This is a genomic window from Algibacter aquimarinus, assembly GCF_039543265.1.
Classification (GTDB): Bacteria; Bacteroidota; Bacteroidia; order Flavobacteriales; family Flavobacteriaceae; genus Algibacter_B; species Algibacter_B aquimarinus.
The window spans coordinates 84,478-103,198 of the sequence record NZ_BAABJK010000007.1 but is presented as its reverse complement, the minus strand read 5'-3'; the positions used below and the strand labels follow the sequence as shown (position 1 = coordinate 103,198).

The following is an 18,721-nucleotide window of genomic DNA, read 5'->3' as shown; positions in this document are numbered from 1 at the left end:
TAATTTTATAAATCGAAACCTATATTTACACCTAATTTATTTGCTATAATTTTGGTAATACGTTGTTTTAATTCAGGAATTTTTACTGAACTTAACACATTATTACTAAACGCATACATTAAAAGTGCTTTAGCTTCTTTTTTAGGAATACCTCGCGATTGCATATAAAATAATGCGCTCTCATCTAGCTGACCAATAGTACACCCGTGCGAACATTTAACATCGTCAGCAAAAATTTCAAGTTGAGGTTTTGTATTTATTGTAGCTTTATCGCTTACTAAGATATTATTATTAGCTTGAAATGCATTCGTTTTTTGAGCTTCTTTTTCAACAATAATTTTGCCATTAAAAACTCCTGTAGCACTTTCGCCAAATATACCTTTATAGTCTTGGTGGCTTTCGCAATTTGGTTCTATATGATGAACTAAGGTGTTATGATCCACATGTTGCTTACTTCCAATAATAGTAACTCCTTTTAAAATTGAATCTATTCGTTCCCCTTCCTGATAGAAATTAAGATTGTTTCGTATTAATTCCCCCCCAAAAGCAAACGTATGAACAGATGCAACGCTTTCTTGCTTTTGTTTGATAAATGTATTATCAATTAAAGATGCGTTTTCAGTATCATTTTGGATTTTGTAATAATCTACAATAGCACGTTTTTTAGCAAAAATTTCTGTAACACAGTTTGTTAATACTGCATTACTGGTTAAACTTTGATGACGCTCTATAATTTGGACATGAGAATTCTCTTCAACTACAATTAAGTTTCGTGGTTGCAACATAGTTGCAGATTCGTTGCCTGTTGAAAAATGAATAATTTGAATAGGCTTTTCAACTAGTTTATTTTTCGGAATATGAATATAGGCACCTTCACTAGAAAATGCCGTATTTAAAGAAGTTAAACTATCTTTTGTGGCTGCCTTATTGAAATAATTCTCAATAACTAAACGGTACTTAGGTTTAGAAAATGCTGCCGACATTAAGCAAACATCAATACCATCGTGTGTTGTTTGTGATAGGTGTGATGAATATTTACCATCAATAAAAACAACTTTATAAGTGTCTATGTCATGAATAAAATACTTTTTTACATCCCGATATTCCAAAGCATTTTCTTGTTTTGGAAAAACACTAAAATCTTCTTTTAAAATTTTATTTAAAGAAGTGTATTTCCATGCTTCTTCTTTTTTTGAAGGGAAACCTTTTTCTTCAAACACTTTTATTGCTTCAGATCTTACATCATGAACATAGGCATCTACATCAACACTGTTTTCAAATGCTAAAAATGATGATACTAATTTTTCTTTTAATTCCATTTGCTGAATGTTAAGCGTTCACTTCTTCTTTAATCCAGTCGTAACCTTTTTCTTCTAATTCGTGCGCTAATTCTTTTGTTCCAGATTTAACAATACGTCCATTGTACAAAACATGCACATAATCAGGAACAATATAGTCTAACAAACGCTGATAGTGTGTTATAACAACAACAGCATTGTCTTTACTTTTTAACTTGTTTACGCCATTGGCTACAATACGAAGCGCGTCAATATCTAGTCCAGAATCTGTTTCGTCAAGAATAGCTAACTTAGGTTCGAGCATGGCCATTTGAAAAATCTCATTACGTTTTTTCTCTCCACCAGAAAACCCTTCATTTAAAGAACGTGACAAGAACTTTCTGTCTATCTCTAATAATTCAGATTTTTCACGAATAAGTTTCAGCATATCTTTAGCAGGCATATCTTCTAAACCTCTTGCTTTTCGAGATTCATTGATTGCAGTTTTTATAAAGTTAGTAACAGAAACACCTGGAATTTCAACTGGATATTGAAACGATAAAAATACACCTTTGTGTGCTCGCTCTTCTGCAGCTAATTCTTCTATGTCTTCGCCGTCAAAAACAATATTTCCTTCGGTAACTTCATACTCTTCTTTTCCTGCTACAACAGATGCTAAGGTACTTTTGCCAGATCCGTTCGGACCCATTATTGCATGTACTTCACCTGGTTTTACTTCAAGATTTATACCTCTTAAAATACCCTTGTCTTCAACACTTGCGTGTAAATTATTTATTTTTAACATACTTAAATTATTGCCCTATTTTTATAGTATTATCTTCTTCTTTTGGTCGCTTAACATTTAATATTTCTACAATTTCAAGCTTGTTTTCCCAAAGAATTTTTTCATCTTTTTGGTTTGTTATTTTTCCTCTTACTTCAACAGAAACCATATCTGTTGGTTCTTTTTTATAGGCATCGGCCATTTTGTCTAATTCCAGCATTTTATCTGTAATTAGTACACCGTATATTTGCGCATGAGTTTGTAAAACAGCAGCGCCATCATGGTAAACAAATTCACCTTTAAGCAAGGTTAAACCATCACTTTGTTTAGCTGTTCTTTCATTAGACTCTGTAGAAGCATCTATTTCTTTGTTCTCTGATTTTGAATCGTTTTTACAGCTGATGAACGCTGTAAATATTAATACAATAAAAACTATTCTTTTCATTTTAATAAATCTTGATGATACACTTTAGCTACACTAAGTGCAACTTTTAATTATCCTACACTTCCTTCTAAACTTATTTCCAATAGCTTTTGAGCTTCAACAGCAAATTCCATTGGTAGTTTATTTAAAACTTCTTTACTAAAACCATTTACAATTAAGGCAATGGCCTTTTCTGTATCTATTCCACGTTGGTTACAATAAAAAATTTGGTCTTCACCAATTTTACTTGTTGTTGCTTCGTGTTCTATTTTTGCTGTTTTATTTTTTGCTTCTATGTATGGGAATGTATGTGCGCCACACTCGTTACCCATTAATAAACTATCACACTGCGAAAAATTACGTGCGTTTTCAGCTCTAGAATTTATTTGAACTAAGCCACGATAACTGTTTTGTGATTTACCTGCCGAAATTCCTTTAGAAATAATGGTCGATTTGGTGTTTTTTCCCAAATGAATCATTTTAGTCCCAGTATCTGCTTGCTGATAGTTGTTAGTTACTGCAATCGAGTAAAATTCACCTACAGAATTATCACCTTTTAAAACACAACTAGGGTATTTCCAAGTAACCGCAGAACCCGTTTCAACTTGCGTCCAAGAAATTTTTGCATTTTTCTCGCACAAACCACGTTTTGTTACAAAGTTGTATACACCGCCTTTTCCTTCTGCATTTCCTGGATACCAATTTTGTACCGTTGAGTATTTAATTTCAGCGTCATCTAAAGCAATCAATTCTACAACTGCAGCGTGTAATTGATTTTCATCACGACTTGGTGCTGTACAACCCTCAAGGTAACTAACATAACTGCCTTCGTCAGCGATTACTAAAGTTCTTTCAAATTGTCCAGTTCCAGCTTGATTGATTCTAAAATACGTTGATAATTCCATTGGACAACGAACACCTTTTGGAATATAACAGAATGAACCATCACTAAATACTGCTGAATTTAATGCTGCATAAAAATTATCTTTTTGAGGAACAACTGTGCCTAAATGTTTTTTTACAAGTTCTGGATGCTCTTTAATAGCTTCAGAAATACTCATAAAAATGATTCCTTTTTCACCAAGAGTTTTCTTGAATGTTGTAGCTACTGAAACAGAATCTACAACAACATCCATGGCTACTCCAGCTAATTTCTTTTGCTCATCAAGAGAAATACCTAACTTCTCAAAAGTTGCCAATAATTCTGGGTCAACCTCGTCAATACTATCGTATTTTGGTTTGCTATTTGGCGCAGAATAGTATGAAATACCTTGAAAATCAGGTTTTTCATAATGTACGTTTGCCCATTCTGGTTCTTCCATCTCTTTCCAAACACGAAATGCCTCCAATCTCCAATCGGTCATCCATTGTGGTTCCTCTTTCTTTTTAGAAATGGCACGAACAATATCCTCATTTAATCCGTTAGGAAATGTATCTGAGTCAATATCTGTATAAAAACCGTATTCGTATTCTTTAGTTTTTAGTTCTTCGCGTAAATCATCTTCTGTATATTTCGACATAATGCGTTCTAGATTTTAAAGTGAAAATGATTCTCCACAACCGCAAGTACGGTTAGCGTTAGGATTGTTAAAAACGAAACCAGTTCCGTTTAATCCTCCAGAGTATTCAAGTGTAGTTCCTATTAAGTATAAGAAACTTTTTTTATCAACTATAATTTTTATATCGTTATCTTCAAAAACTTTATCGTCTTCTTGATTTTCTTTATCAAACTTTAAATCGTAAGATAAACCAGAACAACCACCACTTTTAACTCCAACTCTAACAAAATCTGTAGTTGGATTATAGCCATCGTCTTGCATAAGCTCGATAACTTTTTTCTTAGCTGTTTCAGAAACTTTTATCATATTATTTTTATTTAATCTAGTAAACTATCTCACAGTACTTTATTAAGACAGTTTCTAAATAGAGGACAAATATACAATATAAGTCATGGATTACCATATAACCTAACATTATATTAGCATATAGTTTTATAGGTTTTTCTTATTGATTTATGAAAGCAGGATTATTAATAAAATCATAATCAGAAAGGGTGAGTAAAAAGGCTTTTAAATCGGCTTTATCTTTAGTTGTTAAACCAACACCTCCTTGCGCTACTTTCTTCATTAAAGGGTCTATAGTTGGTGAGTTTTTTAAGCCATCACTATAGTGATTTATTACTTCTTCAAGGGTTGTAAATCTGCCATCATGCATATAAGGCGCAGTAAATTCTAAATTACGTAATGAAGGGGACCTGAATTTCCCATTATCGGCAGGGTCTCCAGTTACTCTTCCTAAGCCCAAATCTGAAAAAGTTTCATCTAGGCCATTATTATGGAAAACATTATCTGTCCATAGAGGGTTTTTGTCGCTTCCATGACAATGAAAGCAATCGCCTCGAGCTTCATCCATAAAAACATTAAATCCATTTTGTTCTTCAGGTGTTAAAGTCGCTTCGCCTGTAAGGAACTTATCGAATTTAGAATTTGATGAAATTAAGGTACGTTCAAATTGTGCAATAGCTTTTGTTACCATCGTGGAATCTATATTTTTTGTTCCAAAAGCGGCTTCAAATAAATCTGGATATTCTAAATGATTTTGTAGTTTCTGCTCTACAATAGTCCAAGAGCTTTTCATTTCTTTTGGGTCTGAAACCGGAACAAAAACTTGATGTTCTAAGCTAAAAGTATTACCATCCCAAAAGAATTTTTCATCATAATTCCATGCTAAATTAAACAGAGGCATAGAGTTTCGGTTTCCTAGAGAACCATCTATACCATCACTAAATCTATTTATGTCTGTAAAAGCATTTTCTGGAGTGTGGCAATCTGCACAAGCTTGAGTATTATCTCCAGATAAAATAGGGTCGAAAAATAGTTTTTTCCCTAAAGCGATGCCTTCTTTAGTTTGAAGATTGTCAATTGGAATAACAGGATTTAGAATATTTGCTTCAAATAATTCGGGGATTTGCAGAGGAGCTGGGGTCGCAACTGAAACATATTGGTTTACGGGTTCATTTTCACAAGAAAAAAAAACTAAAACTATAATTATATGTAATTTCCAGAATTTCAAATAATTGATTTTTTATTGAGAAACAGATTCTAAACTAAATACATTTTGCCCGTTTTCAAATATTAAAACTTGTGCGTTAAAGTTTGGCATTAGCATATTGTTTAGAGCATTCAAATCCCATGTGTTGGGTGATTTAAACCATTCAGCTATATTCATGTTAATATTAAAAGTAGCATTGTTTGTTATTTCAACTTCACCTAAATTAACCTCAAAAAAAGTATCTTGAAACACCTGTGTTGCGCCAGAATTATCAACTGCTCTAATGGCATGATAAGCATATCCTGTTTCGGTAGCTGTATTATCAATAAACTTGCCTTCTAATTGCATGAAATGGTAACCGCCACCAAGTATTCCTGGTACGTTCCATGATGCAGAGTTTAAGTCTTGATAATTATTATTGTAGTTGTCATCATTATTAAAGCCAAAAGTGAATTTTACATTTGCATAAGTGCCAGTTGGTATGGTGTTTACAGGGCTATAAGTAAGTTTTGAATTATTAGTTACATCAATTAAATTATAACCATCTAAAACAAGTTCTTCCCCACTAGATTTTATAAATGTAATTTTTGAAATGAGATATCGCAACTTTGTTATGCTTAGATTTTCTTCGTTTTCATTTTTAAACTGAATAGTATTGAAATTAGCATTAGACACGTTAGTGTTATCCCAACTATGAGTAAAGTTAAATGTTGTGGTTATTTGCGAAATATTATCATCACTATCTGATGCACACGAAAAGATTGAGATTAGTATAGAGAAAATGTAAATTATCTTTTTCATTAGTCTATTTTTAAAATCAATAAATCAGTAAACCCTTTGTTTTCTGGAATATCTATATTGTTGCTGCTCGATTCTCCAACTGCTATTATGGATTGGTTATTAAGTTCTATGGCATCGAAAGAAAAATCAATATTTGAGCCACCAATTGTTTTTTGCCATTCTAGGTTTCCATTAGTGTCTATTTTTAAAACCCAAGCGTCGTTTTGTCCTTGGTTTACAGAAACGTCTCCGTTTGCACTTCTCGAGCTTCCAGAAATTATAAACCCGTTATCTAGAGTTTTATTTATAGATCTTCCCACATCAAAGTTATTTCCGCCAAAAGATTTTTCCCAGATAATACTGCCATCAGGTGTTATTTTTAGAACCCATAAATCGGCAGCACCATTATTTTCAGAAACGTCTAAATCGTTACTTCTAGTATCTCCAACGATAACATAATTACCATCTGCACTTAATGTAATTCCTCTGGCTTCATCTATTTCTGATCCTCCAAAAGATTTTTCCCAAATAAGATTTCCGTCTTCAGATATTTTAAGAACCCAAAAGTCGTAAGTGCCTTTGTTGTCACTAATGTCTACATCGTTACTGTCTGACGAACCAATTATTACATAGCTGTTATTTTCAGCTTGAATAGCATCATAGGATGTGTCTGTAAACGTACCACCAAAAAATTTACTCCATTCTTTTTCTCCAGAGGCATCTAATTTAACCACCCAATAATCGCCACCTGCATGCCTTTTGGCGGTAGAAAATTTACTATTTCCTTTTCCACCAGAGGCAGAAACATCTAAAACACCAGTTAGTAAGTAGCCACCATCATTAGTTTGTATTAAGGAAAATCCACTATCCGCACCAGAAAAGCCAAAAGACTTCTCCCAAGTTATATTTCCAGAATCATCTAATTTTAAAATCCATAAATCTTCAAATCCATTGTTTTCTGTAACGTCTCCATCGCTACTTTTACTGCTTCCCAAAATGGCAAATCCGTTGTCCGATGTTTGTATAATATCGGTTCCTCTATCATCATCAGTACCGCCGTAAGTTTTTTGCCATTGTAAATTATCTGAACTATCAAATTTTAGTAGAAAGTAATCAAAGGACTCATTTGTTTTGTTTTCTATATCTCCGTCATTACTTTGTGTATATCCTAAAATAGCGAAGCCTCCGTCTTGAGTTTTAGTAATAGATTGTGCACTCTCGTTTTTTGAGCCACCTATTGTTTTTACAAATTCAATGATTTTAGAATTAGTTTTTTTTGTACTTCCATCATCATTAGAACAACTTTGTAGAATAGCAAAATTGCTTATAGATAGTAATATGTAGAAAAGCGCATTTTTCATTTGGGAGTTTATGATGCCTACAGCTCACTTTTTTTAACAACAATTAACCCTCGATTTATGTCGCTAAGCACAATGTTGCCACTTTCAAAATATGGATAAACACTCCAAACACCATCAAAAGCTGTGGCGTTATCATCTGGAAAAGTATCAAAAAAAGCAGTTTCTGTGAAGGTTTCATTTTCAATTTGAGAAATGTCTATAACTCTTAAACCTGCACGATAGCTCGCCTGATAATATAGGTTTCCTTTTACATAGCCATTGTGGTCAACAGCTCTAGATGGGCCTAAATAATCAAAATGGAAAAGTGGGTTATCTAAATCTGTGAAATCGAAAATAATGGTTCTTGTATTTATTCCAACTCGTAATTCATCTAGCTCATCACCTAAAATAAAATATCTCATATCCTCAGTAAACCAACCTTGGTGTGCATATCTTACATTATTATAACTAATTGTTGAAATTATTGAAGGATTCATCTTATCTGTAACATCTGCAATTACAACTTCATTTTCATTACTTCCAATTAAAATTTCTCTGCCGTTATAGTCTGCGTCTGGACCTGTATAGGTAACTACTTGAGCATCATGAGAGTAACCGCCATCTGAAAATCCGCCTTCAATAACGGGGTTTTTAGGGTCTTGGATATTTACAAAAACAGGGCCGCCAGCAAATGTACTACCACGATTTCCTCCAACTATATAGGCGAAACCACTATCTTCATTAATTACAATATTATGAGCTCTTCCAATATCAGTTAAACGTGCATCAGCTGTAAAAGTTTCTGGAGGGTTTGCTACGTTTCTTAAGCGCGTTAAATCAAAAACTTGCATGCCATGACTGTCTTCGCCTGTATTATTATCGGCAACAATAAAGGCATGGTTATTATAAACTTTTACATCACGCCAAGGGCTACTAGTTGTTGCAGTAGGTAAGTTGCCTAGATATAAAGGGTTTTCTGTATCAGTTATATCTATAAAAGCAGTATTTATATTTGTGGCAATTAACGCATATTCGTTGCCAGTTGCTGGGTCTGTCCAACCCCAAGAATCATTACCTCCAGCAGCACCAAATACACTTAAAGGAATTTGCGCCATTAAATCGTAACCATTACATGGAAATATACCAGCAAAACCATTTTCACATTTTTCAAGAGCTGTTACACCTGTATCAATTATTTCTTCCTCTTGATCTATAAGTTCATTATTACAACTTTGGAATGAATATGTAAAAGCTAGTAGGATTAAAAATAGCAACGAGGCTTTGTGTATTGAGTTCATAGAATTAGCAATTTTTATTAGTTTAGGACTTAGATAAAACGCTTAAATTTTTACAATTATTGCAGTAGTTAAATTAAGTGTTTCTTAACAAAGTTAATTTATTAAAACTAATTGTACTTGTAAGTTGTCGAATATATTGTTAAAACCATACTAAGTTACTTTTTGCATTTCAAAATATTTAAAAACTAAAACCCTTGTTTTTTTAAATAGCTTCTTATTTTTGCATCATGATAGAAGATAAAAATCAGCAACGAACTCAATTAAGTGATTTAGGTGAATTTGGACTTATTGATCATTTAACTAAAAATTTTAATATCAACCATAAATCAACCATCAAGGGAATTGGTGATGATGCAGCGGTTTTAAATTTTGATAAAAATAAAATAGTAGTTACCACAGATTTATTGGTGGAAGGAGTTCATTTCGATTTAAGTTACATGCCTTTAAAACATTTAGGGTATAAAGCAGTTGTTGTAAACCTGTCTGATGTTTATGCTATGAATGCACAAGCTACACAAGTAACTGTTTCCATAGCAGTTTCAAATAGGTTTCCTTTAGAAGCATTAGAAGATTTATATGCAGGAATAGAAACAGCTGCAAAAATTTATAATATTGATGTTGTTGGCGGAGATACTACTTCATCAAACAAAGGTTTATTAATTTCTGTTACAGCTATTGGAGAGGTTGAAGCTAATAATGAAGTTTACAGAAACGGAGCAAAACCAAACGATTTACTGGTAGTATCTGGCGATTTGGGAGCTGCTTACACGGGATTACAAATACTTGAAAGAGAAAAAGAGGTGCATAAAGTGAACCCAAATAATCAACCAGATTTAGAACCTTATTCATATGTAATAGAGCGCCAATTAAAACCAGAAGCTAGAAAAGACATTATTAAGTTGTTACAAGACTTGGATGTGAAACCTACATCAATGATTGATATTAGTGATGGTCTGTCTTCAGAAATTATTCATATTTGTAAGCAAAGTAAAGTAGGCTGCGATTTGTATGAGGCCAAAATACCGCTAGACCCGCAAGTAATTTCTACTTGTGAAGAGTTTAATATTGATAGTACAACAGTGGCTCTAAATGGTGGTGAAGATTACGAACTTTTATTTACTATTTCTCAAGAGGATTTTCCTAAAATTAAAGCAAACCCAAATTTATCTGTTATAGGTTTTATGAAAGAAGAAAACGCAGGAATGCACTTAGTAACCAGAGCAGATACAAAAATTCCTATTGAAGCACAAGGATGGAAAAATTTTAATGCCTAAAAACTAGTAAGTCTCCTTTTTGTTTTGTGAGCCTCATTAACCTTCTGGTATGAATACGTTCTAAAACATCATTTATCTCCTTAAATTTAGGAGTAAGTTCGGTTAATTTGCCAGAGCTGTTTATGGTTAGTTCTTTTTTACAGTTTTTACAAGTAAATTCTTTGACATGATTTGTAACTCTTCTAGAAACTTGGTAATCATGACCAAACATTTTGCAATGAATGCTTTTCATTTTTTTTGCTGTTATTAATTGTTTAGGAGAGACAGCTTAAAAGTATTAAAAACATTTAGAAGTTATTAACATGTTGTTAATAAATCGATGAAGCGAGTGTTTTTTTCTTTGAACGTTCCATTCTATTTGCGTGTATGCGTTCTAATATGGCATTTATTTCTTTAAACTTAGGAGTAAGCTCTGTTAAACGTCCATTACTATTTGTGGTTAATTGCTTTTTGCAATGACTGCATGTATATTCTTTAACATGATAAGTTACCTTTTTGGTAACTTCATATTCATGACCAAAAAGGTTACAGTACATTCTAGGAATAAAAGTAGGTTTGCTGGTAGTTTTTTTCATGGTAAAAAAATTTGGGACTTAAATTTATATAAAAAAAACAAATAAGCGTTAAAATGCTATATATTTTCGATGAAATGCATTAATTTTTGTAAGAAATCGTTTTTATTTTCAATATGGCACATATGTCCATCAGGAAATTCTATTATTTTAGTATTGGTTTTTTTGGCTTGGTTTATTAGTGAGCTGTAAATTAAAACAGGGTCTTTTTTACTAATCATCATTATTTTATTTAGAGCACTATCTTTTAAAATATGTTCTCTAGACTTTCTAATTTTCATGCCTTCCAAAGCAGCAATAATTCCCTGAACTGGAGTCTTTAAGGCTTCACTAATAACTTTATTTATTTCTTCAGAAAACAATGTTCTATTTTTTGGTCTAAATAAATTTACAATTCCCATTTTTACAAATCGCTCGTGGTTTTCTTTTACAAGAGCTATTGCACGATCTCTATTTTGTTTTCTTTCAATACAATCTGCTTCAGCTGTTGAATTCATTAAGCAAATTCCACTTATTTTATCTGGATTTTTTTCTGCAAAAGCTAAAACAACGTAACCGCCCATAGAATGCCCAACAAATGTTGCTTTGGTAATTTTTAAATATTTAAGTACAGCTTCAACAGCTTCAGCCATAAGCTCCATGCTATGGATGTAGCCTAGACATTCTGTTTTTCCATGGCCTAGTAAATCAATACAAATTACTCTGTTATTTTTTGATATTGTTGGGATAAATGGTTGCCACATATTACTGTTTTCTAGAAAACCATGTAACAATATTACAGGGCTTCCAGAGCCAGTATCTGAGAAATATATATAAATACCTTTGTGTTGTAAATTCATTATCACTTGGGTTTAGTCAAAGATAAATCAATGCCTCAATAATGCTCAAGAGTAGTTTAAAGATTTACTCTATTTTTTTAGAGTAAAAATGAATTAAGATTTTACTTTTTTAATAGCAGCAAATGCTTTGTCAACATAATCATCTTCAACCAGAATAGTAAATTCATTTGTTGTAGAAATTACTTCGTAAAGTACAACACCTTCCCAAGCTAAACGTTTAAAAAAGTGATAATATAACCCAGCAATTTTAGAGTTGTTTTGCGGTAAATTTATACTAATAGCAGAAAGTCCTTCTTGAACGGCAAGAAATGTTTCATTCTTTAAATTCTCATGAATAAAATTATTTAAACTACTGGAAATAATAATATTACTCTCATGAATTCCTCTGGTAAATGTGTAAAATAATTTTGATTCTTGATTTATACGATCTAAAATCTTAGCATGATTGTCAATAATTGTATCTGAATTTTTTACAGTAAAATCGGTTAAATTTGAGCGTACCGTTATATCACCCAAATTTTCTATTACGCGTTTCATTTTGATAGAGTTTCCCAAAGTTGGGGGTGGATTATAACGCCTTAAAGCCATCATAATAGCTCCTGGCTTAACATCTTTTTTAAGCATTTTACTAATAGGCTCTGTTAATTCTAAAGCTAAAGCACTAAAGTTTATAATGTTTCTTGAAAGTGCTTCTTCTAAGTACGGTTGTGTTATTAAAATGTCTTCTACACAGTTAGATACAGTTCTCATGTTAAATATTTAACAGTTTGTGCAAAAATAAACTTTTTTTTAAATAAATATCTTTTTAATGCTAGTTAGTTATAATTTTACATCATAAAATTATGAAACGAACATGCTAAAGGTTTTATCATGTAACGCAACTGTTTATTTGTAAGTTCTTGGAAGTTATAAAAAACAGTAAAAAACACTTGAAAAGAAAATGAAGGTATTGAAATTTGGAGGGACCTCTGTAGGTTCCATAGAAAACATTACTAATGTTAAGAGCATTATAAATGATGGCACCAAGAAAATTGTGGTATTGTCTGCCATGTCTGGTACCACAAATAGGTTAGTAGCAATTTCAAATGATATTTCGGAAGGATTATCAGATAAGGCAATAGAAAAGATTAAAGCATTGCACGAAACTTATTTTATTACTATTGATAGTTTAATTTCAAATCCAGATTTAAATTCTAATGTTAAAGATTATGTGTCTAATGTTTTTAACTTTTTAATAGAGTGTGCTTATCAATCTTTTTCAAAAGTTTTAGAAAATAATATAGTAGCACAAGGCGAACTTTTGTCTACATATATGGTTAATGCCTATTTAAATCAAGAAGGCATTCGTTCAGCTTTATTGCCAGCCCTAAGTTTTATGCGAATTGATAGCGCTAATGAACCAAATATGGACTATATAAAGACTCATTTTGATAGCGTTTTTAAAGCTACTTCTGAGGCTGATATTTACATTACTCAAGGTTTCATTTGTATAGATGATAACGATGAAGTTTCGAATTTACAACGTGGAGGTAGCGATTATACTGCAACAATAATTGGAGCAGCCATACAGGCTGAAGAGGTGCAGATTTGGACAGATATTGATGGAATGCATAACAACGATCCAAGGCATGTTGAAAACACCAAACCAATTTCAAATTTATCTTTTGATGAAGCTGCTGAATTAGCATATTTTGGAGCCAAGATACTGCATCCTCAAACGGTTACACCAGTTAGAAAAGATTGTATTCCAGTGCGTTTAAAAAACACAATGGCTCCCGAGGCTTATGGTACTTTAATTTCAAATGCTACTTCAGAAAACGGTGTTAAGGCTATTGCTGCAAAAGATAATATTACAGCTATTAAGATTAAATCTGGCAGAATGTTGCAAGCTCATGGCTTTTTAAGAAAGGTTTTTGAAATTTTTGAGACTTATGAAACCTCTATTGATATGATTACCACATCAGAAGTTGCTGTTTCATTAACTATTGATGATGATAAAAACCTAGATAAAATTGTAGCTGAATTGGAAACATTTTCTCTAGTTGATGTGGATAATAACCAAAGTATTGTTTGTTTGGTTGGGCACTCTATAGTAAATCATCAAGATACTTATAAGCTGTTTCAGATATTACAAGATGTGAAAATTAGAATGATTTCTTATGGTGGTAGTAAAAATAATATATCACTATTAATAAACTCAAAAGATAAAATTAATACGCTACAACAACTGAACGATTATTTATTTGAATTAGTCACTCTATAAAATTTATAGGTTAGTTAGCAAAAGGGTTGTTGAAAAACAACCCTTTTTTTATGAATTTGTTTTGTGTATTTAATGACGTTTATTCGTTCAATAGTTAATTCTCAAGACATTTTTAAATAATACAATATTCTTCAATTTCTTGTAAATTATCAAAAGGGTTTAATAACTATTACAATTTTCGTGAATTAAAATATTTAAATTTTAATGTGCCTCCAACCAATTATCTCCCATATCAAAATCAACATCCAAAGGAACGTCTAGTTTATAAGCATTCTCCATTTCGGTTTTAACCAAAGTTTTTATGGATTCAATTTCAGATTTATGCACATCAAAAACCAATTCATCATGCACTTGTAGTAGCATTTTAGTTTTGTATTGGCCTTCTTGTAGTTTGTTGTAAATATTAATCATGGCAATTTTAATAATATCCGCTGCGCTTCCTTGTATTGGGGCATTTACAGCATTTCTTTCTGCAGCACCACGAACAACAGCGTTTCTAGAATTAATATCTTTTAAATAGCGTCTGCGTCCCAATACTGTTTGAACATAACCATTATCTCGTGCAAAATCGACTTGCTCGCTGATGTAGTTTCTAAGCTTCGGATAAGTAGCGTAATAGGTGTCAATCAACTCTTTAGATTCACTTCTAGACAAATCTGTTTGGTTACTTAACCCAAAAGCAGAAACCCCATAAATAATTCCAAAGTTTACTGTTTTTGCATTGCTACGTTGTTCACGTGTAACATTTTCAAGAGGTACATTAAATACTTTTGAAGCGGTAGAAGCATGAATATCTTCTCCATTTTTAAACGCAGAAATCATAGTTTCCTCTTTACTTAAAGCAGCAATAATACGGAGTTCTATTTGAGAATAATCGGCAGCTAATAAGGTGTAATCTTCGTTTCTTGGGATGAATGCTTTTCGCACTTGTCTCCCACGTTCTGTTCTAATAGGAATATTCTGTAAGTTTGGGTTGTTGCTACTTAATCGTCCTGTAGCAGCAACGGTTTGCATGTAATCTGTGTGTACACGCCCTGTAGATTCTTCAACCTGTGTTGGTAAAGCATCCACATAAGTACTTTTTAGCTTAGATAAACCTCTAAAATCTAAAATATTCTGAATAATTTCATGGTCTTTTGCTAGATAACTTAATACATCTTCAGCAGTAGAGTATTGTCCTGTTTTTGTCTTTTTTGGTTTATCAACTAATTTCATTTTTTCAAATAAAATAACACCTAATTGCTTGGGAGATGCAATGTTGAACTCTTCACCAGCTTCAGTATAAATTTTTTGTTCTAAAGTTTTAATATCTCTATCTAATTCCTCCGATAAACCATTTAAAAAGTCTTTATCTAGATTAATACCTTCCAGTTCCATGGCCGCTAAAACCCTTAACAACGGGATTTCAATCTCATCAAATAGTTTTTGTGTATTGGCCTCACCTAATTCATTTTGAAAATGCTCTTTTAGTTGCAAAGTAATATCTGCATCTTCAACCGCATATTCGGTTTGTTTTTCTAAAGGAACATCTCGCATCGATAATTGGTTCTTTCCTTTTTTACCAATCAATTCTGTTATGGAAATAGGTGTATAATTTAAGTACGTTTCAGCCAAAACATCCATATTATGACGCATATCCGGATTAATCAAATAATGGGCCAGCATGGTGTCAAACAACTTGCCTTTTACATCAATATTATACTTTGCTAAAACTTTAATATCATACTTTAAATTCTGTCCAACCTTTTCAATCGTTTCGCTCTCAAAAAACGGACGTATTTGTTCAATTAATTCTTGCGCTTCGGTTCTATCTTCAGGAAATGGCAAATAAAAGCCTTTACCAGTTTCCCATGAAAATGCGATACCAACTAATTCAGCAGTTAATGGGTTTAGCCCCGTGGTTTCAGTATCAAAACAAACCGATGTTTGGCTCATTAAATTTTTAATAAATAATTTTGTAGCTATCCCAGAAGCTACGCTTTGGTAGAAATGTGAATTGCTTTCAGCTGTTTTACGTTGCGAGGTATTTTCTGTTTTCGCTTCCGCGGAATTGATATCTGCTCCAAATAAAGAAAATTGCCCTGCTCCAGCAGATTTAACTTCTTTTGGTGTTGCATTTGTTTCTGATGCTTCTGAAGCTTTAGTGGTTTGGTTTGAGGTAGGCGTTTCAACTGAAAATGTTTTAACAAAATTATCGGTTAAACGTCTGAATTCTAAATTCTGAAAAATCTCTTTAACTTTTTCAACATCAGGATGGTCTAGTTCAAAATCTTTAGCATTAAATTCTACAGGCACATCAAGCATAATAGTTGCTAATTTTTTAGACAATAAGCCTAATTCTCCATTAGCTTCCACTTTCTCTTTCATTTTACCTTTTAATTGATCGGTGTTAGCCAACAAACCTTCCATACTGCCAAATTGTGCAAGGAATTTTTTTGCTGTTTTTTCACCAACTCCAGGTAGACCGGGAATATTATCACTAGAATCTCCCATCATGCCTAAAAAGTCTATAACTTGCATAGGGTCGGTCACTTCAAACTTTTTTTGAACTTCAGGGATTCCCCAAGTTTCATAACCTCCCCCAAACACAGGACGATACATAAAAATATTTTCAGTTACTAACTGTGCAAAATCCTTATCTGGTGTAACCATGTAGGTTTTGTAACCTTCTTTTTCTGCCTGACGCGATAATGTTCCAATAACATCATCGGCTTCATAACCTTCCTTAACCATGATTGGAATATGCATGGCTTTCAAAATTTCGTAGATATAAGGAATCGCAGTTTTTATGCCCTCAGGAGTTTCATCTCTGTTTGCTTTATAGGCTTCGTACATTTCAACACGGTCGGCACTTCCACCTTTGTCAAAACAAACCGCTAAGTGGTCTGGGCGCTCACGTTTAATAACATCCAATAAAGAGTTCATGAATCCCATTATAGCAGAGGTGTCTTCTCCTTTTGAATTGATTCTTGGGTTTTTTATAAAGGCATAATACCCACGAAAAATTAAGGCGTAAGCATCTACTAAAAAAAGGCGTTTTTGGTCTGACATCGGTTTAATTTTGAAAGAAAACCAAAGCTACGAAAAGTTATTCTTATTTTGTTAGAAGAAAAAGTCTTAATAAGTTACTTTTTGCTTATCTAAAACAGTTTTAGTTCTAAAGGCATAAAACAGTAAATAGGCAAAACAAGCAACAGCAATCCAATAGGATGATTGAATATTAAAAACATCAGCTAATTTACCCTGAACAGGCGGTATAATGGCGCCACCTAGAATCATCATAATTAAAAAGGCAGAACCTTGAGATGTATATTTACCTAAACCTGCAATGCTTAAAGTGAAAATACATGGCCACATTATTGAGCAAAACAGACCTCCAGATAAAAATGCAAATAAGGCAACGTTGCCTGAAGAAAATAGTCCGACTAACATACCTATAACTCCAAGTAAGCTAAAGATTTTTAAGGTAGCTACGGGATTATCTTTAGCTAAGAAAAAACCTAAAATTTGAACTGCAATACAAATACTGAAAAACATAATTTCATTTGTAGTAAAGCTGTATTTAATGGAATTAACCAAAACAATAACACCAAAAGCGATGTAAGGTACTATGATTAATAGGGCCTTTTTTAAACCTTTACTAGGGTTGAAAACGGTAATTGAGCCAACCCAACGACCAATCATTAAACCTCCCCAATACAGCGAGATGTATGATCCAAGTTCTGAGTCATTTAAAACGGGTAATCCAAGAGCATTCAATCCTGAATCTTCAACACCTTTTTTAAGTAATTCGCCTAAATTACTTCCAATGGTAACTTCAACGCCTACGTATGTAAAAATAGCTAACATACCTAAAACGAGTTGCGGATATTTCATGGCGCCCCAGCCTTCCGGTTTCTTTGAAGCACTAGAATAGGCTACAAAAACAGCAGCTAAAACAGCAAAAAGGGCTACGAATAATATCATTAAACGGGTTTGTTCTAAGTCTTCAGTAGAAACAGCATTGCCTGAATACGTGCTAAAAATATAGCCAAAACATCCTATTATAATAAGTGTTAGCACAATCAATAAATTTCGAGCTTTATTTGCAGGTTCAAAAGCAGTATCTGATTTTAAAGCAGGTAATTTTTTTGAGAAATGAAATAAAGCTGCTGCAGCTAAAAATAACAATCCAACACCAACGTATAGCCATTGTACTGTAATTAATGTGATTTCATTATTTTCAATCATGTTAGCCAACTCACTAGTTGACCAAGAGGCAGAACCAAAAATAATTAGACTTACAACCACAGGACCAATAGTTGTCCCGAAAGAATTAACGCCTCCAGCAAGATTTAAACGGTGTGAGCCTGTTTTTGGGTCGCCTAAGGCAATAACAAATGGATTAGCAGCGGTTTGTTGCAGTGAAAACCCTAAACCAACAATAAACAGAACAACGAGTACAAAATAGAATACAGCCGTTTGCCCTTGTTCTGCTCCTGAGGTTGCAGGAAACATAATAAATGCACCAATGGCTGATAAAAGTAAACCATAAACAATCCCATTTTTATAGCCCCAATTATTCAAAATATCACGTTTTACAGCGCTAGACATTATAAAAAGAAGTAAGGCACCAATGTAATACGCACCATAAAAAGCGAAATCAACTAATTGAGATTGGAACTGATCGATATTAAAATAGGTCTTGCAAAAAGGAATAAAAACGCCGTTTGAAGCAGCAATAAATCCCCAAAAGAAGAATACAGTTACTAAGGTTGCAAGAGCCGATTTGTTATTTTGATTATTCATATTTTAGAATTAGCTGATTTGTTTTGAAACT

The 18,721-nt window shown here is 32.8% G+C and carries 17 protein-coding genes; 2 read left to right on the top strand and 15 right to left on the bottom strand.

The window, feature by feature from the left end:
• Positions 1-5 precede the first annotated feature (5 nt).
• From sufD to ABD939_RS11510, 9 genes are all read right to left on the bottom strand, one after another.
• On the bottom strand, positions 6-1,319 hold the full coding sequence (gene sufD, locus ABD939_RS11550) for a Fe-S cluster assembly protein SufD (protein ID WP_345168695.1): 1,314 nt from the start codon (positions 1,317-1,319) through the stop codon (positions 6-8).
• Positions 1,320-1,329: 10 nt separating this feature from the next.
• Positions 1,330-2,082, bottom strand: coding sequence for a Fe-S cluster assembly ATPase SufC (sufC, locus tag ABD939_RS11545; RefSeq protein WP_345168692.1), 753 nt, complete (start codon positions 2,080-2,082; stop codon positions 1,330-1,332).
• A 7-nt stretch (positions 2,083-2,089) separates the two neighbouring features.
• A complete protein-coding gene (locus tag ABD939_RS11540) occupies positions 2,090-2,506 on the bottom strand; it encodes a hypothetical protein (RefSeq protein WP_345168690.1) in 417 nt (138 codons plus the stop codon).
• Positions 2,507-2,556: 50 nt separating this feature from the next.
• Positions 2,557-4,005 carry a Fe-S cluster assembly protein SufB gene (gene sufB, locus ABD939_RS11535; protein ID WP_345168687.1) on the bottom strand — a complete coding sequence of 483 codons (1,449 nt, stop codon included), beginning with the start codon at positions 4,003-4,005 and terminating at the stop codon, positions 2,557-2,559.
• Positions 4,006-4,020: 15 nt separating this feature from the next.
• A complete protein-coding gene (locus ABD939_RS11530) occupies positions 4,021-4,350 on the bottom strand; it encodes a HesB/IscA family protein (RefSeq protein ID WP_345168685.1) in 330 nt (109 codons plus the stop codon).
• A 139-nt stretch (positions 4,351-4,489) separates the two neighbouring features.
• The gene (locus tag ABD939_RS11525; RefSeq protein WP_345168682.1) at positions 4,490-5,557 is read right to left on the bottom strand and encodes a cytochrome-c peroxidase; all 1,068 of its coding nucleotides are present in this window, start codon (positions 5,555-5,557) and stop codon (positions 4,490-4,492) included.
• A 12-nt stretch (positions 5,558-5,569) separates the two neighbouring features.
• Positions 5,570-6,337 (bottom strand): MbnP family protein, encoded by a 768-nt coding sequence (locus ABD939_RS11520; RefSeq protein ID WP_345168680.1) that lies wholly within the window; start codon positions 6,335-6,337, stop codon positions 5,570-5,572.
• Positions 6,337-7,677 (bottom strand): hypothetical protein, encoded by a 1,341-nt coding sequence (locus tag ABD939_RS11515; RefSeq protein WP_345168677.1) that lies wholly within the window; start codon positions 7,675-7,677, stop codon positions 6,337-6,339. Before ABD939_RS11515 ends, ABD939_RS11520 begins: the two co-directional genes overlap by 1 nt.
• A 17-nt stretch (positions 7,678-7,694) precedes the next feature.
• Positions 7,695-8,954 (bottom strand): choice-of-anchor B family protein, encoded by a 1,260-nt coding sequence (locus ABD939_RS11510; RefSeq protein WP_345168675.1) that lies wholly within the window; start codon positions 8,952-8,954, stop codon positions 7,695-7,697.
• A gap of 227 nt (positions 8,955-9,181) precedes the next feature.
• On the opposite strand from ABD939_RS11510, the gene thiL reads away from it, so the two are divergent.
• Complete coding sequence (thiL, locus tag ABD939_RS11505) at positions 9,182-10,228, top strand: thiamine-phosphate kinase (RefSeq protein WP_345168672.1); 1,047 nt, start codon at positions 9,182-9,184, stop codon at positions 10,226-10,228.
• Here the strand turns inward: thiL and ABD939_RS11500 are convergent.
• The 4 genes from ABD939_RS11500 to ABD939_RS11485 all read right to left on the bottom strand — a co-directional run bounded on the left by ABD939_RS11500 (position 10,218) and on the right by ABD939_RS11485 (position 12,389).
• The gene (locus ABD939_RS11500; protein ID WP_345168669.1) at positions 10,218-10,460 is read right to left on the bottom strand and encodes a CXXC motif containing zinc binding protein; all 243 of its coding nucleotides are present in this window, start codon (positions 10,458-10,460) and stop codon (positions 10,218-10,220) included. The two genes, thiL and ABD939_RS11500, sit on opposite strands and share 11 nt — an antisense overlap.
• 76 nt (positions 10,461-10,536) lie before the next feature.
• Complete coding sequence (locus ABD939_RS11495) at positions 10,537-10,803, bottom strand: hypothetical protein (RefSeq protein WP_345168666.1); 267 nt, start codon at positions 10,801-10,803, stop codon at positions 10,537-10,539.
• Between the two features lie 56 nt (positions 10,804-10,859).
• Positions 10,860-11,639 carry an alpha/beta fold hydrolase gene (locus ABD939_RS11490; protein ID WP_345168663.1) on the bottom strand — a complete coding sequence of 260 codons (780 nt, stop codon included), beginning with the start codon at positions 11,637-11,639 and terminating at the stop codon, positions 10,860-10,862.
• Positions 11,640-11,732: 93 nt separating this feature from the next.
• Positions 11,733-12,389, bottom strand: coding sequence for a hypothetical protein (locus ABD939_RS11485; protein ID WP_345168660.1), 657 nt, complete (start codon positions 12,387-12,389; stop codon positions 11,733-11,735).
• Between the two features lie 190 nt (positions 12,390-12,579).
• Between ABD939_RS11485 and ABD939_RS11480 the strand changes: the two genes are divergently transcribed.
• Positions 12,580-13,902: an aspartate kinase gene (locus ABD939_RS11480; protein ID WP_345168657.1), complete on the top strand. Its 1,323-nt coding sequence runs from the start codon at positions 12,580-12,582 to the stop codon at positions 13,900-13,902.
• A gap of 201 nt (positions 13,903-14,103) precedes the next feature.
• Here ABD939_RS11480 and polA read toward each other — a convergent pair whose 3' ends face one another.
• Both polA and ABD939_RS11470 read right to left on the bottom strand, forming a co-directional pair.
• Complete coding sequence (polA, locus tag ABD939_RS11475) at positions 14,104-16,953, bottom strand: DNA polymerase I (RefSeq protein ID WP_345168655.1); 2,850 nt, start codon at positions 16,951-16,953, stop codon at positions 14,104-14,106.
• Between the two features lie 66 nt (positions 16,954-17,019).
• Entirely contained in the window at positions 17,020-18,690 is a 1,671-nt protein-coding gene (locus tag ABD939_RS11470; RefSeq protein WP_345168652.1) for an MFS transporter, read from the bottom strand.
• Between the last annotated feature and the right edge of the window lie 31 nt (positions 18,691-18,721).